The organism is Limnoraphis robusta CS-951 (genome assembly GCF_000972705.2).
On sequence record NZ_LATL02000152.1, the window covers coordinates 1 to 22,355 of the forward strand.

Genomic DNA, 22,355 nt, shown 5'->3' on the forward strand with positions numbered 1-22,355 from the left:
AACCCGCCCCGGTGTTGTAGGGGCTGGTTCCCCAACAGATGTATGTCTCCCATCAATAACTGATATAAACCCGCCCCGGTGTTGTAGGGGCTGGTTCCCCAACAGATGTATGTCTCCCATCAATAACTGATATAAACCCGCCCCGGTGTTGACTAGGGGAAAAAACTGCTCGCAAGGGCGGGTTTATAAAGGTTAATTGTTATTATCAAAGATGGTTACAGAACCCGCCCCGGTGTTGACTAGGGGAAAAAACTGCTCGCAAGGGCGGGTTTATAAAGGTTAATTGTTATTATCAAAGATGGTTACAGAACCCGCCCCTACAACATTAATAACGGTTAAGATTCTCGGCCAGAAGCCCATTTATCTCGCCATTTAACAATCCCTTCACTGGCAATCACCCAACGACGAGCAATTATATTTTCTCGTAGGGGAGATTGTCCTTCTCTCAGCAGAACATACTTATAATTAATCAGTTTTCCGGCACTTTCATTAAAGGGAATTTCACCAAACCAAGTGTTACTATTAATATATTCAAGAGGATATGCTTTGGCAATATCCCAGTTTCCAAGTTCAGGACAATCTCCAATCACAACAATACTTTCACCGGGAAGGGTTTCTACTCCGTTTAACTGCGCCCGAATAATAGTTTGGGCTTTGAGTCGTTCTCCGAGATGAGAAAGGACAATAACTTGCTTATAATCGAGTTGAAGATTGTGTATTTTTCCGTCTTGAACTTCGTATTTATTCGGTGACATAATATCGGTATGTTCTCCATCAGGAAAACCCGTTTCTACCGCTTCTAAGGTTACATTTTCGCCCCGATTTAGAGCAACAAAAACTCGAGAATCTCGATAACGACGAGTATAGCAATAAATATCGGGTGTAATGTATTTTTGCCATTGACCTCCCATCGAAACCGCAGGATTAAACCGTCGCACCCCTGAAAGCAGTCGAATTGTACGATAAACGGGGCTATCTTTATCCCATTTTTCCATCATTGGACGGTTGTAGGGATCGTTATTTCCGTAGGGATTTGGATCGCCATTTGTATCATTATGAAGATATTGTTCGGTGCCATAATAAATACAAGGAATTCCTCGTGATGTCATAATTAATGCGATCGCCAATTGTAAATCATCGGGATTCTGATTTAACGTTTGAAAACGGTGCATATCATGGTTATCAATGAAGGTAATCAGTTCGGTTGCACCGTCGTAGTAATGATCTTTATCGAGTACATCTTTAATTAAGTAAAAACCACCTTCTTCACAGTTTCCTAATGCACGTCGAATAGCTATACACAACCCAAAGTCTAATATAGACATCCCAGAATTATTCACAAATTCAACAGAACGTCCATCATCGGGGCTAGAATAAATCCACTCTCCAAAGATGAAAATATCGGGTCGGTAGGTGGTGATATCGGCGATAAATTCTTGCCAAAACCAAATCGGCATATGTTTAACGGTATCGATTCTTAAGGCATCTATGCCTCGATCTAACCATTGTTTAATGGCTGATTTGATATAGGTTCGATAGTTAATATTGTTTTCATTAAAAGAGGCGAGTCCTGCTAATTCACAGTTTTTGACTTGCCATTCATCTTCCCAGTTTGTCACTTCGCCGTAGTGATGATACCAATGATTTTCATCATTATGAAAATCTGCAATTTTCACGCCATCATCATACAATTCTCCCTTCAGTCCTGCCACATCGGGGCTACTATGGTTACAAACCATATCAAGAATGAGTTTCATCTTGCGTTTGTGCAGTTCCTCAATTAACCGATCAAAAACGGTATCTCGGGTTTCTTGAGTTTCGTTTAATGAAGGGTTTTCATTCACTCCAATTAAGCGAGGGTTGAGGCGTTTAAAATCTTTTGTCCAGTAACCATGAACGGCTGCACTTTCAAAGAACAATCCTTCAACTTGTTCAAATAATGGCGTTAACCACAGGGCGGTTACACCTAAATTTTTCAGATAGTCTAACTGATCAATAACGCCTTGTAAATCTCCGCCCCAATATTTTCCCCATTCTTGTTTTTCCGGATCATAAAGTTCTGGATTGGGGCCTTGATTATTGTCTGGATCTCCATCATAAAATCGATCTACAACAATAAAATAAATCGTTTCTTGACGAAATTCTATATCTCGCGTGTAGAGAAATTCTAAATCAATATCTTGTTCAGTAGGGGCTTCTACCGTTTCTTCTATTTTTTCAAATGCTTCGTCTTGGCTGAGTTTGTCGGGAATTGAAGGTTTTTTAGTGGGAAGTTGAGAGGTCATAGGATGAACAATATTTAGAGTTAAATCAAGAAGGGTTCTTAAAGTATCAACTTTTAACAATCAAACCAACTGTTTTTAGGTACTATTCTCCTAAATTGACAGAGTTGTTTGAGATTGAACATAAGATTAACATTTTGATCGACTCTAAAAATCTATCTGAAGACAGATGTGTATTGTTTCGGGTTAACCGTTTAATATTCTGACTTTTTTTGAATCGGGATTTGTACTTCACTATATTTGAGAGATTCTGGCGTCATGGGTGAATTATAAAACAATCGTCGAGGAGAACCTATCACTTGATATTCTGGATTTTGTTGTAACCAATTCTCTAGTTTAGACCGATGAATTTCATAGCTTTCCCAAGTATAAGCCCCTTGAATTCCAATACTCACAACCATCATTTCTTGGGTATCAACCACTTGAACACCCGGCTGAACTTGCTGCGGGGAAATATTCGGACTAGAATATAGAAAAGAAACATCAGCCTGAGAAGCATCTTGATAACGGGCTTCTACAGGTGTTGTCATCGAAATATTATTACTGCTAATATGCTGAAATAAGGGGTTAAAAGCGGCTTTTGTCGCTTGGGTTAAATCGCCAGTATGAGAATAAGTTACCCCCCGATAAGCCGGATAATATTTGATTTCAACCACACCCGCTTGAGTCGGTTCAGGAAATCCTTGGGGTAAAGAAGTCGGCATAATAGTTTATACTCCTTTTTGATAGTCTCATTAATAGTTTAGCAGCTTTAATGATTGTTTATAGGCTGTAGGAAGCCTAAATTTTTAAGGTGGGAAAATCGGGCAGAAATCAGAAATTTGTTTGAGATCGGTTAAGGTAATTTCGGGTTTATCTCGATACATCACCGCTTTTCCACTGACATAAACGTAACCTCGCCCTAAACCCGCGTAGCGTTTTTGAATCAGTTGAACCAGGGGCGCATTTTTATCATTTTTGGCTTCAGGAATCCATAATTTTAAGATATGATCTTTTGAACCTGTATGAATTAACGCCCCACTTCCTATCCATTTTGTGACACCATCTTGTAAATCACAAAAGATAGTAATCCATTGTTCTTCGGCTGCTGCTGCGAGAATTTTTGGATAATCTAAACGCACCGAAAGCACCCCCGCCCTTATTCCATTCAGACGATAATCTTGAATAACTGAGTCTCGCAGCGTCCACCAAGACATCAGTAATTCGTAGTTGCGAAAGGCACCATTTTGATTCGTGTGAGGGTTCCAAATAATCCGATGATAGGCTTGGGCTTCGGCTTCAGCTTCCATCATTTGTTGATGATAAAAAACTGAACGACCATATTTAATAAAATAGGGACTCCAGCCTTCTCGAATTAACCAAGTATTATAATTTTCACCGTCTTTATGAATATAGCAAATAATCCGACCATGACTATCTCGATATTTCTCTAAACACACTTCAACAGGTTCATCCCCATCAAATTCTACATCAACTTGAGTTAGTTCACCGTCGGGATTCGTAAAGTATTGGATCGCCATTTCAGAAGAGGCTATTCCCGCATTCGTAACGGGTTTTGTTCCACAGGGAAAGGATTCTTCTGTATCAACACAATGCAGCCTCAAAAATTCCCGTTGACCATTCAACAATACTTTGAGGGTATCTCCATCAACTACTTTCGTAACTTGTAAGTTTTTAATCCAAGTTCCCACTGTTCTTTAAAGGCAATTTTAGATACAATTGATGGCTATGATATCATAATTAGAATCAAAATCTTGTTATAGAAATGCAAAGTTTTGTCACTTTAAGGAAAACAGGCTTATCTTGGGAATTTGAGACTGAAGAAGCTTTAGAAGATTTTCTCTTTACTCATCTCGACGAAATACTGGGCTGGACTGTCATCAAACGTCAATATATTGTTAATGGTCAACGTTGTGATCTTTTGGCTACAGACAAAACCGGACGGTTGGTGGTGATTGAGTTAAAAAATGTTGAAGATCGCGGCATTGTTCAGCAGCTTACTCGATATTACCATGCCTTGTTAGAAGAAAAGCCCTTTAGCGATCGCATTGATTATGAACAACCTGTGAATTTAGTGGCGATCGCACCCAGTTTTCACCGAGATAATTTAACAGATCGCAAATATCATCAACTTGAATTTGAGTTTTTTCAGTTTTCTATTGTTCAAGAGGATAACAAATTTTATCTCATCTTGAAAGATATTGATAGCGATCAAACTTCACAAATTCAAATTTTTTATGAAGATGCGAGAGAGAGTAATCTTCCCTGTCAACCTCAAAGACTTCGGAAGTTTATGACGGATTTTCCACCGAGTAAAAAAGAGACAATTTTGAGAATAAGAGAGAAGATTCTTAGTTTTGATTCTAGTATACAAGAGTTTTCAAGTGTAGGAAGTATTAAATATGGAAATGGTACTGCTAAAAATAGTAAATATTGTGCTGAGTTTCTTTTAGATAAAAGATATTCTCTGGTGTTATTTTTGTGGATACCGTTTAAAGGTGGTGAAAGTAGCCGCATTGGACGAGCTAGGATTTGGACAGACTGGAATGATAAAGCGTTAGTTGAGGGTTATATTTCGAGTGGAATAGGGCTGCAAATTAATAAAAGGAAAAAGGCGATAATGGATTTAAATGGCACAATAAGAACGGGGAGAGAGTTGAAGAAGCTTCAATTAGAAGATCCAACTAGGTTTAGATATAACTATTCACCGCTTAAGAGTAAAACAATAGCAAAATATGAAAAAGAATTTTGGAATAATTATAAAAAGTTAAAACAATTACAAGCCCTAACCTATGAAGATGTCAAGTTATTAGAAGATTATTCAAAATTCTATGAAGAAGATAAAGGAAAAGCAATAGAGATAATACCTTCACCTTATAAAAACTTAGACTCTTTAATTGACTTAGCCTTAGAAAAATGGCTAGAACGAGTTTAACTTTTAATTTTGCGCTATTATAGAATGAAGGATTAGGAGTTTTAAAATATGAATTGGCAAGAATTACGCAAAGAAGCTGATAATTTACCCGTCTATGAACGTCTGTTATTGGTTGAAGCCATTATTCGTTCACTTTCTAATGAACTTCGACCTAAAGAACCCATACCGGAAGGAGTTGTCGAACGTTTGAGAGGAGTATTAAAAACCGATGAACCTACACCCACCGATGAGGAGATAGAAGCAATGAAATACGAAAGACTCTCGGAGAAATATCTAAAATGAGAGTCTTGCTAGATACAAATATTATACTGGATCACTTCTTAGAGCGGGAACCTTTTGTTCACGAAGCCAAGGCACTTTTAGAAAAAATAGAATCTAAAGAGATAGAAGGTTTTGTAACAGCTACCACTGTAACAGACATTTTCTATATTTCTAAAAAATCAAAAGGTGCTGCTTTGTCTAAACAATATATTCGTGAACTTCTCACGTTACTTGAAGTCTGTGCTGTTAATCGTACTATTCTAGAAGCTGCTATTGCATCAAATTCCGATGATTTTGAGGATGCGGTGCAGTTGGCTTGTGCAGTTTCCGAAGGTTTGGATGCTATTGTCACCCGAAATATGCAAGGATTTTCAGATGCTTCTATTGATATTTTAACCGCAGGTGAACTGTTAACCCGTTTATCTTCAGAAACCTGATCATAAACTCTCAATTCATCAACACTAGAAATGATTTCATTGAGACTGTATCAAACTTTAATTTGAGTCACAAGACGGATCAGCAATCAAAGAATTATACATATATCCTACCGTACCGCTACCATTTTCTAAACGAACTTTTGCCCATTGGTTTGTGTTTCCTTCTAACACCGTTAAGGGAGTCCCATTACGAACTTGACGAATTACTCGCCCTTCAGGAGACTCTCGCAGGTTAACAAAAGTATCTTTGGAGTCCATCGCATAACGTCTCGTACTTCGCCACAATAATTCCTTTTTCATAAACCCAGTAATATCATCAAAGCGACTATCAAAAGTCACTTTATACCAACCCTGTTGTTCACCCGTTACAGAAGTTTTAGACCCATTAGGAATACCTCGGATCACATTACCATTCGGGGCTGTTCTCACATTAACAGAAGTATCATTCGGATCATAAATTACAAAAGTATTACATTGTTGTTGACCGAAAGCCGGAGTCGCAGTTAAGGTCATCAAAAGAATCGGAATAAATTTCAAAAGTTTCATGGTATAGCAGGGAATAGGAAATAGGTAGAAGGCAATTAAAAAAACCCGGTTTCTCCAAGAAACCGGGTTTTTAAGATTAGAATTTATGCGCCCCCTCTTAACTTTTCTAACACGCTGCGATCTTGTAACGTAGAAGTATCGCCACTAATTTCTTGACCTGCTACTAAATTTCGCAACAGACGTCGCATAATTTTACCCGATCGCGTTTTTGGTAAATCATCAGTAAAGCGAATTTCACCGGGACGGGCGATCGCCCCAATTTCATTAACAACGTGTTGTTTCAACTCTTTTTCTAAGGCTTCACTGGGTTGATGTTCCCCTTCCAAGGTCACAAAAGCGACAATTTCTTCGCCCTTCACCTCATCCGGTTTCCCAACCACTGCGGCTTCTGCAACCATCGGATGAGACACCAACGCCGACTCAATTTCCATCGTACCCAAACGGTGGCCGGAAACATTAATCACATCATCCACCCGACCCATCACCCAAAAATAGCCGTCTTCGTCTTTATGGGCGCCATCTCCGGCAAAATAGATGTATTCCCCGTTTTTGGGTCGAATATGTTCCCAATAGGTTCGTTTGAAGCGCTCAGGATCTTTATACACCGTCCGCATCATTCCCGGCCAGGGATGCTTGACAACTAAATATCCCCCGCTTTGGTTGGTTACAGGTTCACCGTCTGCATCAACAACATCAGCGATAATACCCGGAAACGGTAACGTTGCGGAACCCGGTTTGGTTGGCGTCGCACCGGGTAATGGCGTGATCATAAACCCACCCGTCTCAGTTTGCCACCAAGTATCGACAATCGGACAACGACTACCGCCAATTACCCGATGATACCAGATCCAAGCTTCCGGGTTAATCGGTTCGCCAACAGTTCCCAACAGTCGCAACGATGACAAGTCACGGGAATTTGGATGATGTTCACCCATCTTCATTAAAGCGCGAATGGCAGTCGGAGCGGTATAAAAAATATTAACGCCGTATTTTTCCACCACATCCCACAAACAGCCAGGGTTAGAAGGACGCGCCACCCCTTCATACATTAACGTTGTTGCCCCATTCGATAACGGCCCGTAGACAATATAACTGTGTCCGGTGATCCAGCCCACATCGGCGGTACACCAATAAATATCGGTTTCTTGCAAATCAAACGCCCATTTTACGGTAATATGACTGTAGAGGTTATAACCGCCCGTCGTGTGTACGACGCCTTTGGGTTTTCCGGTGGTGCCGCTTGTATAGAGGATGAACAGCATATCTTCACTATCCATCGGTTCAGCCGGACATTTACCAGAAGCGCCTTGTTGGAGATCATGCCACCAATGATCTCGTCCGGGTTCCATGTGAACCGTTTGGGCGGTGCGTTTGACGACTAAAACGTTATCAACACTGGATGCGCCGGCTTGTAAGGCTTTATCGACCTGTTCTTTTAAAGGCACAATAGCATCTTTCCGCCATCCCCCATCTGCGGTAATAACAAGTTTGGCTTCAGCGTCTTCTAAACGATCTTTTAACGCTTCTGCACTAAACCCCCCAAAAATAACCGTATGGGGCGCCCCAATTCTCGCACAAGCTAACATTGCGATCGCCGCTTCTGGTATCATCGGCATATAGATTCCCACGCGATCGCCTTTTTGAACGCCGAGCTGTTTAATCACGTTCGCCATCTGACAGACTTCTCGATGCAGTTCCGCATAAGTCAAAGTTCGAGAGTCTCCGGGTTCGCCTTCCCAAATTAAAGCGGCTTTGTTGCGGCGCCAAGTGGTTAAATGACGGTCTAGACAGTTGTAGGATATATTAATTTTACCCCCAACAAACCACTTGGCAAACGGAGGCTGCCAATCTAGAACTTGATGCCACTTCTCAAACCAGTGTAGTTCTTTTTCTGCCAGTTCCGCCCAAAATCCTTCGGGGTCAGCTTTCGCTTTTTCATAGAGTTGGTTATACTCATCTAAACTTTTAATCTGGGCATTTTGGGAAAATTCCGCTCCCGGATGAAAGAGGCGCTTTTCCTGTAAAATCGATTCAATCGTGGGTTGTGACATTTTAAATAACTGTAACTCTGGTTACGATTTCTATTCTATTGTCTGTCTAAAGGGGGACACAATAGGCGATCGCTTCACAATTTTCTAAATATCGGGTGTCAGAAACCGGGTTTCAAGTAGCGCTATCAGCTTCTAGCCGATATTTTTCCTTAAGAAACCCGGTTTCTCAGGTGTTGTTGAATTTTATAGTAAACTGAGAACAGAATCGGTTATCGGGTGTGCGGCGTGCAAGAATCGAGTATTTTCCATCCAGGCGCTTCCCATCGCCTTAGAAAAGGATAAATGAACGATTACCCATGATCCTTTATCCCTAAAAATTGATGACGTTGAATAGAAAATTGATTGGGGTGGATAAACAGTTTTAGCTGCTCAAAAATCCGGTCAAAAGATTGCTGTTGAAATCAAGTCTTTTTCTTTGTGTCCTTTGTGCCTTTGTGGTTCAATGAGACTTGATCCTTTTTAAAACCGATTCAATAATTGTTCTTGTTTTGAAGAAATCGTCTGATTTTTGAGCGGCTTAAACTGTGGGTAGACTAACTTTTGAGGTGGGGATTTTTTAGAGGGTTTAACTTTTTTTAAAATTTCATCTGAAATTGCAAATGCTACAATAGCAGTCAAGACTAGAACCATAGCCACCATATAAATAAGTGTGACTGTAATCAGGTAGATTTGTTGTAAGATGCTTTTAGAATTCACCAGTTTTTCCTAAACCAAGGGTCAGCGTCCATTTTAAACGAGCTAAGGCTTGTTCCGGTTTCCTCCTGATGTAAAGTTCAACTGTCTAGAAAGGCAAAACTCAGTGAATATCGATGAAGTTGTTCTACAAAAATGTTAAACGAGTTTGATTGAGTAGATCAACACATTGAGTCTGTTTTGACAGAAGCTTTACAATTTCTCGGTGAAAAACCGCTTCCATCTTTACATAAGGGGGGGGTTTTGTAAAGATATGAACAAAATCTTGATCCAGATTGAAGAGATATCCGATAGGGATTGGGCGATCGCTTTTCATCTACTTTATTTACACCATAAAGCGAAAAAAGTCAAGTTGAACCCCAACCTCAACAGTCACCATTGGCAATTCTTTAGACAAGATGAAAATAGGGTAGGCAGTGCTTACCCTACTGGTAATCTTAATATTCAAGTCATTCATTCAGCCTTAACTAATTTGACTGATGAGATGATCACCGACTCGTAACGCATTGGCAATAATCGTTAAAGCAGGCATCACACCCGAACTTGAGGGTAAGAAACTGCCATCAACCACATACAAATTCTCAACATCGTGAGTCCGACAATTCAAGTCCAAAACCGAAGTATTCGGGTCTTCACCAAACCGACAAGTTCCGCACTGATTGGCTACAACTTGAACCGGAACCTCACCACGAGGATAAACCGTCGCCCGTTGTTTATCAATGGATTTCAACACATCCAACCACTTGTAAACGAGACGGTCATGGGCTTCGGTATTATTGAACGTGTAATCGAGATAAATCTTATTATCCGACAAACGAACTCTGTTATTGGCATCCGGTAACGTTTCCGTTTGCGCCCACCAACCAATTAAACGCATCGCTAACTGTTTCAGTCCAAATTGGGGCATTGCCGTCGCCAACACTGATAAAATAGGGGGAGATTCAGCAAAAATCACATCTTGCAACAATCCACCTGTATTGTAAATCTGACCCATTGGATAGGGATAATCTTTATCTCCCCAGTAGAAATCATTCACCGCAACAGACCGAGGAAACTTACCGGAATTAGCAGCGATATCCAGTTGAACAATTGCAGTCATCTGGTGTTTCATCAGATTACGTCCCACCTGGTCAGAACGATTAGCCAGTCCTGTGGGGTGTTTTTCATTAGCCGACCGTAACAATAATACGGCTGAATTAATCGCGCCACAAGCTAAGACAACGATATCAGCAAAAATCAAACAGGATTGTCCGTTAATTTCCACTTCTACCGCTTTAACTTCTGTACCCGAAGAATTAGTCAGTAAGCAAACCACCTTCGCAGAAGTTTTCAGCGTTACATTCGGATATTTAAGGGCTAAATCAATCCCATAAACCTGAGAATCACTCGTCGGGTCATCTTGCTGAAGCGTCCATCCCATCGGTAAAGAAGTGGGATGCAAACCTTTTGCAGCAATTCCATCAACGATTTTCTGAATACAAGGTTCGTGACTAATGGGCGGATAAGGATAATCTGCACTGCGAGGGGGTTCTGTGGGGTCATCTGTGACTTGACCATGAACCTGATAGAGTTTTTCCGCTTCGGCGTAGTAGGGTTCAAAGTCGCTATATTTTACAGGCCATGCAGGAGAAATCCCTTCTTCGTGTTTAACTTCCTCAAAATCCCGTTCCCGCATTCGCAGCAAAGCCGCCCCATAAATCTTCGTATTGCCGCCAACTGCGTAGTTAATCAGGGGAGAAAAAGATTCACCCTGCGGGTCGTACCAACGCTCAGGCGCACGATAACGCTCTTTTTTGAAAAGATCAACCTCAGCCCGATTCTGCTCCTCTAAAGGCATAAAATCGCCCCGTTCAAGAATCAGAATTTTCTTTCCGGTTGGTGCAAGTTTTTGGGCGATTGTACCACCACCTGCACCCGTACCGATGATAATAATGTCGTAGTGTTGGTCGTCGATAATCATAATTAGTAATCAGTAATTTCAGTTATTAGGGTTTAGGGTTTAGTCAGGGAGGGCGGGTTTATACAGGTTGTTTGTGGTCAGACAGACATTTTGGCAGAACCCGCCCCTACACTCACTCTTGCCTGTTCCCTGTTTGCTTATTGCCAGATGTAAATAAGGATAAACAAAACAATCCAAATCACATCAACAAAGTGCCAAAATAAGGAAGTGGCTTCAAAGCCAAAATGACCTTTATCGTAGTTACCGGGAATGAAAGACCGTCCTAACATAATCCCTTGTAACAAAACACCCGTTAAAACGTGTAAGCCGTGAAAACCTGTTAATAGGTAAAACATTCCGCCATAAACGCCACTGGTAAAGCCAAATTCTAGCCCCATCCATTCAATCGCTTGTCCGGCTAAGAAGTAACTTCCCATCGCCATTGTTGCGGCAAGAAACAAACGAAAAACAGTTAAATTATGACGTTTGAGGGCAAGTTCAGCAAAATAAATCACAAAACTACTAGAAACCAGAACCACCGTATTAATTGCAGGTTCTCGAACTTCTAACCCTTCTATTCCCGGAGGTAGCCAGTTAACTGTTGTTGTTTTGTAAGCGGTATAAGCTGCAAAGAAACTCAAGAAAATAATACTTTCCGACAGCAGGAACACGACAAAACCAAACATACTATTGGCTTCTTCGTCGTGAACGTGTTCGCTAACGGCTTCGTGCAAATACTCTTCGATTTCTTCAGAAGTCAAAGAACTGTTCGTCGTCATCTTTCTTCCTCCGTAGGGGCCTATGGCATAGGCCCTTGTTTATTCGTCGTCATCATTTTTCCGGACTATTGAGTTGTAGTAGTAGTAGGGCGGGTTTATATCGGTTATTTCTGAGAAACATACATTTGTGCGGAACCCGCCCCTACAGACATTTCTGTAACCTGTCCCCTGGTCACTGTTTACTATTCACTGACAACAGGTGCAGGTGCAGGTAATTTCACGTTGGGGTCATTGGCGGTTAACGGGTCAGACTTTCCATAACCGTAGGGTTCACTGATAACAATGGGAAGAGACTCAAAATTTTCAACCGGGGGCGGAGAAGGGACTAACCATTCCAACCCAATTGCCCGCCAGGGGTTAGCTGGGGCAGCTTTACCTTGAGTCCATGAACTGACCATATTCAGAATAAACGGTAACGTTGACATCCCCAGCAAAAATGCCCCTAAACTGGCTATCACATTCCAGAAGGTATATTCAGGGTCGTAGGAAGAAACGCGACGCAGCATTCCATTTAAGCCTAACGGGTGCATGGGTAAAAAGTTGAGGTTTGTGCCAATAAAGGTTAACCAAAAATGCAACTGACCCAACCCTTCGTAATACATCCGCCCGGTCATTTTCGGGAACCAGTGATAGATGCCAGCATACAGCCCCATCGTCACGGTACCAAACAGAACGTAATGGAAATGACCGACAACGAAGTAAGTATTGTTAACGTGAATATCAACAGGAACCGACGACAACATAATGCCCGTAATTCCTGCAAACACAAACATGACTAACGCACCCAACGCAAACAACATGGGGGTATTTAAACGCAGTTTACCGCCCCAAATTGTCGCCACCCAAGCAAACACTTTAATTCCCGTTGGCACGGAAACACACATCGTTGACAACATGAAAATTAACCGCATCCAGCCGGGAGTTCCACTGGCATACATATGATGCACCCAGACTAAACCGCTAACTCCGGCAATAATCATTGAAGAAACAGCAACGACTTTATAACCAAATAAGGGCTTACGAGAATAAACGGGGAAAACTTCCGAAAAGATACCAAAAACAGGCAGAATAATCACATAAACCGCCGGGTGAGAATAGAACCAAAACAGATGTTGGAAGATAATCGGATTTCCCCCATCTGCCGGGTCAAAAAAGCTGGTACCTACTGTCACATCAAACAACAACATTACCGCCCCTGCGGTTAAGGCAGGCAGTCCAAACAGTTGAATAATTTGTGCCGCCCATACCGTCCAAACATAGGCAGGCATCCGAAAATAGGTCATTCCCGGCGCCCGCATTTTCACAATGGTCGTGACAATATTTACCGCCCCCATAATGGAGGAAACCCCGGAAATGGCAACGGCAATAATCCACACCGATTGACCATTTATCCAAAATCCTAACGGAACTTGGGTACTGACTGGAGGATAAGACCACCAACCCGCCTGTGCCGAACCGGAAGGTAGGAAAAAACTCGCCATCGTTAAAATACCGACAACGGGAATCATCCAAAACGCCGCCGCATTTAAGCGAGGAAACGCCATATCTCGCGCCCCAATCATCAACGGCACGAGATAGTTTGCCATTCCTGCTAAAGCGGGAAACGTCCACAAAAACAGCATGATGGTGCCGTGCATTGTGAACATTCCGTTATAAAAACTGCGTTCAATTAAATCGGATTCTGGGGTCATTAATTCACCCCGAATAATCATGGCTAAGATGCCACCAATCAGAAAAAAGAAAAAGGATGTGACCAGGTATTGAATGCCAATTACCTTATGGTCTGTACTAAAACTAAAGTACGTTTTCCACGTTGTTACTGTTTCCGCGTGCGAATGACTCGCAGCAGGTTTATTTTCTAGGGGAGTGCTACTCATTGATGAAATTTCCTAATGTTTATTCAGGAGTTCAGTAGGGGCGGGTTCCGAATTAATCTATTCTTCCCAGCAATAACTGATATAAACCCGCCCCGGAGTCCGAAGAAGTCAGAAGTTAGAAGTCAGAAAAAACTCTTGCATGATTGCATGATTGCATGATTGCCTATTTCCTGTTCCCTCTAACTGTGATAATTAACGAGAGGGGGTTCAGTCGGTTTAACAGTAGGCCAGCCAACTTTAAAGGTTTCCTTTTGTTCTTCGGCGTATTCAGTTGCCGCTTGGTTGGGTGCTGGCGTGGGGGTTTGAGTTGCTGCATTTGCCAACCATTGTTGATAGTTTTCAGGAGATTCTACAACTACATCTGCTGTCATCGTGGCGAAATAAGTGCCGCTAAATTGAGAGTCAGTCAGTTGATAGGTTCCTTCCCGAATCGGAGTAAATTCAAAGTCAATGGTTTGGTTGGGAATTAAATCTTGTTTGAGGCGAAATGCCGGAATGTAAAATCCGTGTAGCACATCCTCTGATTTTAATGCCAATCGAACTCGTTTGTTGGTGGGTAAATGGAGTGAGGTACTGGTAACATTCGTTTCAGGATAACGAAACACCCAAGCCCATTGTTTCCCAATCACTTCGATATCTTCTGTGGGTTCTCCCATTGAGGCAATTGGTTCTGCATAAGCGGCTTCCATTCCCATTGGCATATGCAGATGCACGATTTCCATCGGCCCTTTGATTGCCATTTTTTGATAGACTTGGTAACTGTATCCCGCAATCCAAAAGACTAATAAAATGGGAATAGCAGTCCAGATGATTTCTAAGGTGACATTTCCTTCAATATGAGGACCGTCACTCATGTCGTATTTAGCCGCCCGATGGAAAATAACCGAATAGGTAATGGTTCCTGTTACGCCTAAAAAGATAAAGGCACCCAGCGTAACTAAGAAGCTAAATAAATCATCAACCAAAACGGCTTCTGCTGCCGCTTGGGGAGGAAGCCAAGAATAGGAAAGTTTGCCAATTCCAAGACTAACGATAGCTATAACAATCGCAATAGCCGTTAATATTATCCACTTGCGGTATTGTTTTTGAGGGCTTGACCCTCCTGTTAATTCACTAGACATAGAAATAACCTCTTTTTTAGGAGTTCAGGAGTTCAGAATGAAAGAAGTAAGCGCACCGAGCGCTGGCTACGCCTACAAGAGGCAATCATTTTATTTCTTTTGCCTTTTGCCTCTTGCCTCTTGCCTTTTTCCCGAATTTATCGCAACACAATATTCGGATTTTCACCCATTCGTAAGAGTTGGTCTGCGGTGTTGTGAATGCCAAATTCTGCCGCCAGTTGCGCCCCTAATGTTCCGTGTACAAACATCACCAATAAGATGGCAACTCCCGCCATTAGATAACTCCACTGCACTTGACGGGTTCTGTCTTTGCGCCATACAAATCGTTGAAATCCTCTCCAAATTGTCATTCCTACCATAAAAGCAAAGAGGAATACCCCAACAACACCATGCCACAGCATGGTTTCCATTGCTTCTAAGCCCCAAGCACTTTTAACCTCGGTGTAGGGATTGGCTAGCATGATTTCATAAAAGCCTGCTGCTACCGTAAACACCGTAATAATCGCGGATGCCAGCATATTGTACCAACCGACATCAAAAAAGTTAGCCCGTGCTGCGGGAATAGCAAAAAATTTCAGGACTTGTTTTTCAAAGGGATACAACACCCCAATAAAATCAAAGGCGATCGCAATAATGAACAAACCTAGTGTAAGATGCACTAAATTGGGGTGAATCGGAATCGCATAGGGTAAGCCGTTTGCACCGAGCGATTGTATTTGGTTCATCAGTTCAGCATCCATTACAGAATACCCTCCCTAATTGCTTCAACGACGGGAACCGTATGGAGTCCGTACACCCACACCAATTCATCGCCGAGATATACCTGGAAACCGACTAAAACACAGAGCGCCAGTCCGACTGCGAGATAAGATATCGGCAATTTTTGGGGATTTTTCAGACGAATCACATACCGCCAGCCTGTAATTGCTGCGAGAATTCCCGCCAATGACCAGCCAATTAAAGTATGTAAATTGAGAGTTTGTTCAACTGCGTTGTACGGTAAAGCTAGTCCCGCTTCCGCCTGACCAAAGATGATGGCAATAAAGATGGAAATTGTAGCGAAAAACAGATTCCACCAACTCACCTCGTACAGACGGGTATTACGTGTGAAAGAGCCAATCACATCGCACAATACAGCAAACAAGACCATTGCAATCACAAAATGCACAACGATGGGGTGCATCGTGTCGGGATAGGGTAAATTGTGATCATTTAATGATGGGGAAAAGAGAGACTCGAACATGGTATTCTCCTCGGCATACCTACTAAACCTCGGTCACACCTCACAAGTAAAAGCTTGCAATAATGTATCGAGACATAACTTAACGTTGAACATTTCTATTACAAATTTTTAAGGAAAATCTGAACTTTTGACAGTATCAAGGTTAACATTCTGAAAAATTGACAGCCTGTCAATATTGTGATGGGATTAGAGTTGATAAACTGTAGCAATTTGAACAGAATCTATTGCCCTTTCAGTGTAGGTTTATTCCCAACGACTTCTCCTCAGTTGATAGAGATAATCGTCTCCGTCATTATAGCGCAAATTTATTTTCTTTTACTAAAAAAAATAAACCTCCCTTATTCTTAAGTTTTTCTTCAACAATCTCCGAAACAGTCGGATGAACATTACCCATCCTACTACTCTATAGCGTTTCTATTAGAAGGGGGAACGAACCACACCAGACACAAAGACAGGAAGATTCGCTCTTGGTGTCTCTGTGTCTTGGTGGTTTTTAAACTTTTCTCTTCCCTCCCTATCCTGCTATTCTACTCTCCGTAATGGGCGTTTGTAACTTTTCCTCGGAACACAAAATACTGGTAAACATTGTAAAACAACATCACCGGAATTAACGCCCCGATAAAAATCAACATAAACACCAGGGAACTGGGGTCAGCCGCCGCTTCATAAATGGTGATTTGAGTCGGGATAATATAAGGAAATACCACCAAACCCAATCCAAAAAACGTGAGAACAAACAGCAAAATAGTCCAAATAAACGGTGTTCTTTCTTCTGCTTTATTCAGGCTGAGAATTAACTGCCAAATTAACACAATTGCCAACACCGGAATTACCGCAAAAATATAAACCATCGGCTTTGAAAACAAGCGTTCTCGGGCAAAAATGGAGAAAATCGGAGTGCCAATGGTAATAATTACCGCCCCAATTAAAGTCGTCACGGCTGCCAATTTAGCGGTTGCATAATGGGTTTTTTGCAGTTCTCCTTCTGTCTTCCAAATCAGATAGGTCGAACCAATCAAAACATACCCTTGAATTAACGTTAATGCCACTAACATTGTTTGCCAGGTTAACCAATCCAAATGACCGCCAATAAAATGACCTGCCGCATCAACCTTAATCCCTTTTAACACCCCTCCCAGGGCAAATCCTTGACCCAAAGCGGCGAGAAAACTTCCTACTCCAAAAGACACATTCCAGATAAACTTGTTGCGGGCTTGTTCCCGAAACTCAAACGCCACTCCCCGAAAAATAAACCCAAAAATCATGATAAAAATTGGGATATATAGGGCATTGAGAATTGTACCATAAGCCAACGGAAACGCCCCAAATAATGCCCCACCCATTAACACCAACCAAGTCTCATTCGCGTCCCAAATATTACTCAAACTGGTCATTAAAATCCCGCGACGTTCTTCTGTTGATGAGGTCAAAGATAAAATTCCGACCCCTAAATCAAACCCATCTAACATCACATAAAGCAATAGAAATAGGGCTAAAATTCCGAACCAAACTTGAGGCAAAAAATAGGTTAAGGTGTTCATCCACTCTCCTTTATTGTTGGGCTTCTACAGGACGTTCATCGGGGATAAATTCTCCGGGTTCAGTATTTAATGGGGGTTGTTCCTCCATCCCCGGAATTGGCAGGTTAAAATCAGGCCCTTTTCTAATAATTCGACTGCCAAAATAAAACGCCGCAAATAATAGAACCGCGTAGACACTGGCAAAGAGAGTTAATGTTGTTAAAACATCTCCGGGCGGTAAATTAGAAACCGCATCTTCTGTGCGAATATAGTTATAAACCGTCCAAGGTTGACGCCCAACACAACGCACCGTCCAACCACATTCTACCGCAACATATCCCAACGGTGCCGCTAAAATCCAGCCCCACATTAACCAAGATTGTTGAGTAATCTTTTCGGCTGAAAATTGACCCCGTAGCCATTGAATTAAACTGACAAACATTAAGCCCGCAAAGTAGAACCCAATGGCAATCATTATGCGGAAACTGTAATAAATTAGTCCCAACAAATGGGGGCGATTTTCTGGCGGCCATTCTTTCAAGCCTTGCACGGGTTCAGAGAGTTCTTTTTTGAATTCAAGAATGTAGCCTAAAGCATTGGGTACTTTGATTTCCCAGTCATTTTGTTGCGTCTTTTCATTGGGAATAGCAACCATACTCCAGTCTGCTGAAACCCCTGCGGGAATGGTTTCCCATTGGGCTTCCATTGCCGCTAATTTTGTCGGTTGATAATGATAAACCTGTTCACCGCTAAGGTGTCCGATATAGAGTTGTAAAGGGGCAATAATAATGGCTGCGGCTAAGACAATTTTGAGGGAAGTAGCGAAGAAAGCTTCATGGCGTTTTTGCAGAATATACCAAGCACTAATTCCCCCGATAAAAAACAGAGTCGTTTCCCAAGTTGCTAATACCATGTGCATCACACTATTGGGCATGAAGGGATTAAAAATGGCTTGAAAATAGTCTTGGACAATAAATTTCCCGTCAACAAATTCTCCTCCGGCTGGAGTTTGTAACCAAGAATTCGCCACTAAAATCCAAAAACTGGATAAATTCGCCCCAAACGCCACAAGAATGGTTGCCATATAGTGAATGTAGGGATTAACTCGTTGCCAACCAAACACCATAATCCCTAAAAAAGCGGCTTCTAACATAAACGCCATTGACGCTTCAAAGCCGATAATACTCCCAAAAAAGTTGCCAATGGCTTCAGAAAGGGGCGCCCAGTTAGTCCCAAATTGAAACTCCATCGGAATTCCACTGGCGACACCAATTCCAAAATTGAGAATGTAGAGTTTTGCCCAAAAACGGGCATGATAGTAATATTGAGGATTGCGGGTTTTCAGCCAAAGTCCTTCGACGATAACCAGGTAAACTCCCATTCCGGTTGTCAGGATAGGCCAAAGCATATGGAAAATCGCAGTTAATGCAAACTGCATTCGTGAAAGAACCAGTGTATTCGACAAAAATTCCATAATGACCTTTGTACATCGTGACCGAATAACAATTGTAGGGTAGGCACAACCTACCCTGTTTGTGAACTCTAGTGACCTAGATAGCAAGAGTGGTCAAAAACAAGCCTTGAATTGTTAATTTCTTGCTGTGAACGTGATGACTTGCTTTCTTGATTAACTTTAGTTTCTCTTCAGGTTTTGTGCTGCTTAACCTGAGTACGGCGACTGGAAACTACCCCAACACCAGAAACGACAAACAGCGCCAACACAGAACCCGGTTCGGGAACCGACTGAAGTTTCCCAAAAAGTCCGTCATTGCTGCCATCTTCCGGGCCAGCGGCAAAATAGAGATGATTTGCCTCACCCAGACTCGCCCCATTCCCAAAGGTTAATCCCCACAAACCAGGAATCACAATGGGATTACCTTGAGAATCTTCAAGATAACCTAAAGGCTGGCGAGTGTTCGGATCAAAACCCACAATCGTGCCATCACCAAAGTTAGCAACTAATAAGCTATTACTAAATTCACCAAAATCCGAAGGGGCGATGGCTAAACCCGCCGGAACATTCAGCAATCCCCCATCATCCCAAGTGTTAATTAAGTTCCCGTTAAAGTCAAATTGAGCAATACGACCCAATCCGGCTCCGATTGTTTCGGAACCTAATGACTCGGTTGATGGTTGAGCATAGGTGACATACAACGATCCGTCAAAGGTTTGGATGTTGTAAGCTGCGTAACCTTCCGACTCAAAAGGATTAGCAAAGACCACATTTGAGGTAATCTCATTGAAAACCCGATCAAAAACTTCAATGCCTGGAGTTTGCCCAAAATCAACGGCATAAATTCGATTGTCCGAGGCCAAATCACTAACGGTTACACCGTAGTAAATCGACTCTTGAAAACGATCAACAACAATCGTTGAGACAATCGGCCAGTCATTTGTACCATCAGGCCGTTTGCGATCCGTCCAAGCCGAGATCGTCCCATCCAGTGAGGCAAATAAAAATTTACTGGGAGCGGTGACTGCACCATTCGGATGATCTAGGGTAATCACAAAGTCCTGAGAATTAATAAATACCTGCCCAGTAGGACTCGACATTCCGAAAGGATTATTCGGTGAGGCGGGAATGGTGACTACTGTTAAACCATCTTGAAATAAGGGAATATCGCCCACATCCCCAACATATTCGGTGACGGTTCCGGTATCGATATTGTTAATCCAAAAGTGTCCGCCAAACCCCGCAGTACGAATGGCAATACTACGTGAACCTTGCAAATATGGATCAAGAAATTGGGGGTTGTAAGCGGGGTTGTTGGAAACTAGGTTGGTCTGAAAGTAAGCAGCATTGGCATCAGAAGCAATATCAAGGCAGAAAATAGCTGTTAATGCCGCTATTTTGCCTAAATTTAAGAGAGTTAATTTCATTTTTGAACCTCTGATTGACGACGAGTCGCAATCCCCAGAATTCCTATCGCCATAAACAGCAGGCCACTCGTTGCCGGTTCTGGTACGGGCGCCGTCGTTAGGGTCGCGCTATAGCCGTGGAATCCAACAATGCTAGGATCTTCAGGGGGATTACCTCCAATTGAGAGGCTGTACAGTCCGGCAGGTAAAGTCAAAGACTCAAAAACTGATATAGCGAGGTTTTCATTGGCTGCATGGGCTAGATAGGAAATTTCATCTATCCAGTCGGTATTACCTACTGTGTTGTATTGATGATCTTCTTCGCCGTTGTTTTGCCATCCTTTATACAATGAAAAGGCAGGATAGAGTTGATCGCCTGCAATGTCTGTTGCGGTGGGAACTCCGGGTTGTCGATCAATTTGGATGTTGAGTTGTGTCGGTTCTAGTAGTTCTAAGGCTACCCAATTCGAGGTATGAGTCCAACCCTTCAATCCGACTGGATTTGCAGGTTCATTCCAACTTTTTGCACCAACATAGTAGCTAAACTCAGCAGTGTCGTCACTATCGAGTTGGACTGTCCATTCATAACTTAAGCCTTCTTCTGGAACTGGATCGCTGAAAGAGACGGTTGCAGCCTGCACAGAGTTGGATGTTAAACTTAATGAAGCACTGACGAGAGAAATCAGTGTCATTATTTTGCTATTGACTTTCATCGCTTTCTTCCTGGTAAAGGTTAATTGGCAGCAATATTTATTGACAACTTGATCCACAAGATTTAATAATTATCTTGGGATTGCAAGTCCGGTCAAAAATGAACTGTGCGTAATACTTTATGGCAGCTCTCTTCAAGTGTCAAAAGACAACAGGTCAAACCTGAATGGGTTTGATTTTCCCTCAAGAATTTCTGAGTTTGGATTCAGAGCCGATTTCAGTACGATTTCCGGTAAAGTTAAAGTTAAAATGGGAAAAACACTGCGTTTAATATCAACTCTCTTAAGCAAGATTTTAGATTGTTGTTCTGAGATTGAACGTGAATGATCAACACGAACCTCAGAGGTGTTATTACTTTTTGACTGAATTTATCGAAATGGAGCAAGAAGACCTACGCCATAAGAAACGTTGGCGATAGGATGAATTGCGACCAACAAATAACTATCAATCAGGTCTGTCTTGCTCTTCAATATATTCCTTTAGTCTATCAACAGTAACACCTCCACAACTCGAAACATAATAGCTGCTAGACCATATAACTCTCTTGCCCCAGTAGACTTCTTTCAATTCAGTCTCAAACTGCTTAGACAAGACCCTACTGGTAGCAGTTTTCATTGAGTTAACCAGTTTGCTTAACTGTTGTTGCGGAAGGTACTGAAAGAGTAGGTGAACATGATCGGATTCACCGTTAAACTCTATCAACTCACAACGATTCCTTTCTAGGTTCTTGTTCATTACCGCTTCGATGGTTGTTAACATTTCATCTGTGAACACCTTCCTACGATATTTTGAGACCAGCACCAAATGAGCTTTTATGTCTGAAACAGCCCTAGCTGATGATTTTAAACTCATGTGGTCAATCACTCCATTTGCTGTATAATAACAACAGTCTATCATTGCAAGTCGATGTTCACCGCTCTTAAAGTCAGGTTTTACCCCAATCAAGAACAGCAAGTTCAACTCTCAAAAGAGTTTGGCTGTGCTAGATTTGTGTATAACCGATTTCTTGCAGAGTGGAATAAGACCTATGAGGAAACAGGTAAGGGGTTGAGCTATACAAAATGCGCTAATCAATTACCTGCTCTCAAGAAAGAATTGCCC

At 42.0% G+C, this 22,355-nt stretch carries 21 protein-coding genes; 4 read left to right on the top strand and 17 right to left on the bottom strand.

All coding sequences use genetic code 11. The features are described from left to right. Positions 1 to 335 precede the first annotated feature (335 nt). From WN50_RS13425 to WN50_RS13435, 3 genes are all read right to left on the bottom strand, one after another. Positions 336 to 2,285, bottom strand: a complete 1,950-nt coding sequence (locus WN50_RS13425) for an alpha-amylase family glycosyl hydrolase (RefSeq protein WP_046281445.1) — start codon at positions 2,283 to 2,285, stop codon at positions 336 to 338. Positions 2,286 to 2,476: 191 nt separating this feature from the next. Next, positions 2,477 to 2,986: a heme-binding protein gene (locus WN50_RS13430; RefSeq protein ID WP_046281443.1), complete on the bottom strand. Its 510-nt coding sequence runs from the start codon at positions 2,984 to 2,986 to the stop codon at positions 2,477 to 2,479. Between the two features lie 84 nt (positions 2,987 to 3,070). Continuing rightward, positions 3,071 to 3,973, bottom strand: a complete 903-nt coding sequence (locus WN50_RS13435) for a thermonuclease family protein (protein WP_046281442.1) — start codon at positions 3,971 to 3,973, stop codon at positions 3,071 to 3,073. Positions 3,974 to 4,047: 74 nt separating this feature from the next. On the opposite strand from WN50_RS13435, the gene WN50_RS13440 reads away from it, so the two are divergent. From WN50_RS13440 to WN50_RS13450, 3 genes are read left to right on the top strand one after another with little or no spacing between them, the layout of a single operon-like run. Further along, positions 4,048 to 5,217, top strand: a complete 1,170-nt coding sequence (locus WN50_RS13440) for an endonuclease NucS domain-containing protein (RefSeq protein ID WP_049559444.1) — start codon at positions 4,048 to 4,050, stop codon at positions 5,215 to 5,217. Between the two features lie 48 nt (positions 5,218 to 5,265). Further along, positions 5,266 to 5,499 (top strand): hypothetical protein, encoded by a 234-nt coding sequence (locus WN50_RS13445; protein ID WP_046280027.1) that lies wholly within the window; start codon positions 5,266 to 5,268, stop codon positions 5,497 to 5,499. Then, a complete protein-coding gene (locus tag WN50_RS13450; protein WP_046280026.1) occupies positions 5,496 to 5,915 on the top strand; it encodes a type II toxin-antitoxin system VapC family toxin in 420 nt (139 codons plus the stop codon). Before WN50_RS13445 ends, WN50_RS13450 begins: the two co-directional genes overlap by 4 nt. A gap of 57 nt (positions 5,916 to 5,972) precedes the next feature. Here WN50_RS13450 and WN50_RS13455 read toward each other — a convergent pair whose 3' ends face one another. The 14 genes from WN50_RS13455 to tnpA form a co-directional block, all read right to left on the bottom strand. Beyond that, positions 5,973 to 6,461 (bottom strand): SH3 domain-containing protein, encoded by a 489-nt coding sequence (locus tag WN50_RS13455; protein WP_046280025.1) that lies wholly within the window; start codon positions 6,459 to 6,461, stop codon positions 5,973 to 5,975. 83 nt (positions 6,462 to 6,544) lie between these two features. Next, positions 6,545 to 8,512 (bottom strand): acetate--CoA ligase, encoded by a 1,968-nt coding sequence (gene acs, locus WN50_RS13460; RefSeq protein WP_046280024.1) that lies wholly within the window; start codon positions 8,510 to 8,512, stop codon positions 6,545 to 6,547. A gap of 459 nt (positions 8,513 to 8,971) precedes the next feature. After that, entirely contained in the window at positions 8,972 to 9,208 is a 237-nt protein-coding gene (locus WN50_RS13465; protein WP_046280023.1) for a hypothetical protein, read from the bottom strand. Positions 9,209 to 9,668: 460 nt separating this feature from the next. Further along, positions 9,669 to 11,165 carry a GMC oxidoreductase gene (locus tag WN50_RS13475; RefSeq protein WP_046280021.1) on the bottom strand — a complete coding sequence of 499 codons (1,497 nt, stop codon included), beginning with the start codon at positions 11,163 to 11,165 and terminating at the stop codon, positions 9,669 to 9,671. A gap of 137 nt (positions 11,166 to 11,302) precedes the next feature. Beyond that, positions 11,303 to 11,923 carry a cytochrome c oxidase subunit 3 gene (locus tag WN50_RS13480; protein ID WP_046280020.1) on the bottom strand — a complete coding sequence of 207 codons (621 nt, stop codon included), beginning with the start codon at positions 11,921 to 11,923 and terminating at the stop codon, positions 11,303 to 11,305. A 182-nt stretch (positions 11,924 to 12,105) separates the two neighbouring features. Beyond that, positions 12,106 to 13,800 (bottom strand): cytochrome c oxidase subunit I, encoded by a 1,695-nt coding sequence (locus WN50_RS13485; protein ID WP_049559449.1) that lies wholly within the window; start codon positions 13,798 to 13,800, stop codon positions 12,106 to 12,108. Between the two features lie 179 nt (positions 13,801 to 13,979). Beyond that, entirely contained in the window at positions 13,980 to 14,921 is a 942-nt protein-coding gene (locus WN50_RS13490; protein WP_046276819.1) for a cytochrome c oxidase subunit II, read from the bottom strand. Positions 14,922 to 15,058: 137 nt separating this feature from the next. Then, positions 15,059 to 15,646 carry a DUF2231 domain-containing protein gene (locus WN50_RS13495; protein ID WP_235440952.1) on the bottom strand — a complete coding sequence of 196 codons (588 nt, stop codon included), beginning with the start codon at positions 15,644 to 15,646 and terminating at the stop codon, positions 15,059 to 15,061. A gap of 14 nt (positions 15,647 to 15,660) precedes the next feature. Beyond that, on the bottom strand, positions 15,661 to 16,164 hold the full coding sequence (locus WN50_RS13500; RefSeq protein ID WP_046276821.1) for a DUF2231 domain-containing protein: 504 nt from the start codon (positions 16,162 to 16,164) through the stop codon (positions 15,661 to 15,663). Between the two features lie 527 nt (positions 16,165 to 16,691). Next, entirely contained in the window at positions 16,692 to 17,705 is a 1,014-nt protein-coding gene (cydB, locus tag WN50_RS13505) for a cytochrome d ubiquinol oxidase subunit II (RefSeq protein WP_046276822.1), read from the bottom strand. A gap of 10 nt (positions 17,706 to 17,715) precedes the next feature. Beyond that, on the bottom strand, positions 17,716 to 19,158 hold the full coding sequence (locus WN50_RS13510) for a cytochrome ubiquinol oxidase subunit I (protein ID WP_046276823.1): 1,443 nt from the start codon (positions 19,156 to 19,158) through the stop codon (positions 17,716 to 17,718). A 170-nt stretch (positions 19,159 to 19,328) separates the two neighbouring features. Next, entirely contained in the window at positions 19,329 to 20,564 is a 1,236-nt protein-coding gene (locus tag WN50_RS13515) for a TIGR03118 family protein (protein WP_049559453.1), read from the bottom strand. Further along, on the bottom strand, positions 20,561 to 21,256 hold the full coding sequence (locus WN50_RS13520; protein ID WP_049559456.1) for a PEP-CTERM sorting domain-containing protein: 696 nt from the start codon (positions 21,254 to 21,256) through the stop codon (positions 20,561 to 20,563). The genes WN50_RS13515 and WN50_RS13520 overlap by 4 nt, the downstream gene beginning before the upstream one ends. A 442-nt stretch (positions 21,257 to 21,698) precedes the next feature. After that, positions 21,699 to 22,106, bottom strand: a complete 408-nt coding sequence (gene tnpA / locus WN50_RS13530; RefSeq protein WP_046280363.1) for an IS200/IS605 family transposase — start codon at positions 22,104 to 22,106, stop codon at positions 21,699 to 21,701. Between the two features lie 54 nt (positions 22,107 to 22,160). Between tnpA and WN50_RS32230 the strand changes: the two genes are divergently transcribed. After that, positions 22,161 to 22,355, top strand: a 195-nt coding sequence (locus WN50_RS32230) for a helix-turn-helix domain-containing protein (protein ID WP_152964802.1), incomplete at its 3' end; no start/stop codon positions are given.

What these genes read in the sequence shown, in the direction of transcription:
- WN50_RS13425 (WP_046281445.1), bottom strand. Translation starts at nt 2,285, where the DNA reads ATGACCTCTCAACTTCCCACTAAAAAACCTTCAATTCCCGACAAACTC.
- WN50_RS13430 (WP_046281443.1), bottom strand. Translation starts at nt 2,986, where the DNA reads ATGCCGACTTCTTTACCCCAAGGATTTCCTGAACCGACTCAAGCGGGT.
- WN50_RS13440 (WP_049559444.1), top strand. Translation starts at nt 4,048, where the DNA reads ATGCAAAGTTTTGTCACTTTAAGGAAAACAGGCTTATCTTGGGAATTT.
- WN50_RS13445 (WP_046280027.1), top strand. Translation starts at nt 5,266, where the DNA reads ATGAATTGGCAAGAATTACGCAAAGAAGCTGATAATTTACCCGTCTAT.
- WN50_RS13450 (WP_046280026.1), top strand. Translation starts at nt 5,496, where the DNA reads ATGAGAGTCTTGCTAGATACAAATATTATACTGGATCACTTCTTAGAG.
- WN50_RS13455 (WP_046280025.1), bottom strand. Translation starts at nt 6,461, where the DNA reads ATGAAACTTTTGAAATTTATTCCGATTCTTTTGATGACCTTAACTGCG.
- acs (WP_046280024.1), bottom strand. Translation starts at nt 8,512, where the DNA reads ATGTCACAACCCACGATTGAATCGATTTTACAGGAAAAGCGCCTCTTT.
- WN50_RS13475 (WP_046280021.1), bottom strand. Translation starts at nt 11,165, where the DNA reads ATGATTATCGACGACCAACACTACGACATTATTATCATCGGTACGGGT.
- WN50_RS13480 (WP_046280020.1), bottom strand. Translation starts at nt 11,923, where the DNA reads ATGACGACGAACAGTTCTTTGACTTCTGAAGAAATCGAAGAGTATTTG.
- WN50_RS13485 (WP_049559449.1), bottom strand. Translation starts at nt 13,800, where the DNA reads ATGAGTAGCACTCCCCTAGAAAATAAACCTGCTGCGAGTCATTCGCAC.
- WN50_RS13490 (WP_046276819.1), bottom strand. Translation starts at nt 14,921, where the DNA reads ATGTCTAGTGAATTAACAGGAGGGTCAAGCCCTCAAAAACAATACCGC.
- WN50_RS13495 (WP_235440952.1), bottom strand. Translation starts at nt 15,646, where the DNA reads ATGAACCAAATACAATCGCTCGGTGCAAACGGCTTACCCTATGCGATT.
- WN50_RS13500 (WP_046276821.1), bottom strand. Translation starts at nt 16,164, where the DNA reads ATGTTCGAGTCTCTCTTTTCCCCATCATTAAATGATCACAATTTACCC.
- cydB (WP_046276822.1), bottom strand. Translation starts at nt 17,705, where the DNA reads ATGAACACCTTAACCTATTTTTTGCCTCAAGTTTGGTTCGGAATTTTA.
- WN50_RS13510 (WP_046276823.1), bottom strand. Translation starts at nt 19,158, where the DNA reads ATGGAATTTTTGTCGAATACACTGGTTCTTTCACGAATGCAGTTTGCA.
- WN50_RS13515 (WP_049559453.1), bottom strand. Translation starts at nt 20,564, where the DNA reads ATGAAATTAACTCTCTTAAATTTAGGCAAAATAGCGGCATTAACAGCT.
- WN50_RS13520 (WP_049559456.1), bottom strand. Translation starts at nt 21,256, where the DNA reads ATGAAAGTCAATAGCAAAATAATGACACTGATTTCTCTCGTCAGTGCT.
- tnpA (WP_046280363.1), bottom strand. Translation starts at nt 22,106, where the DNA reads ATGAGTTTAAAATCATCAGCTAGGGCTGTTTCAGACATAAAAGCTCAT.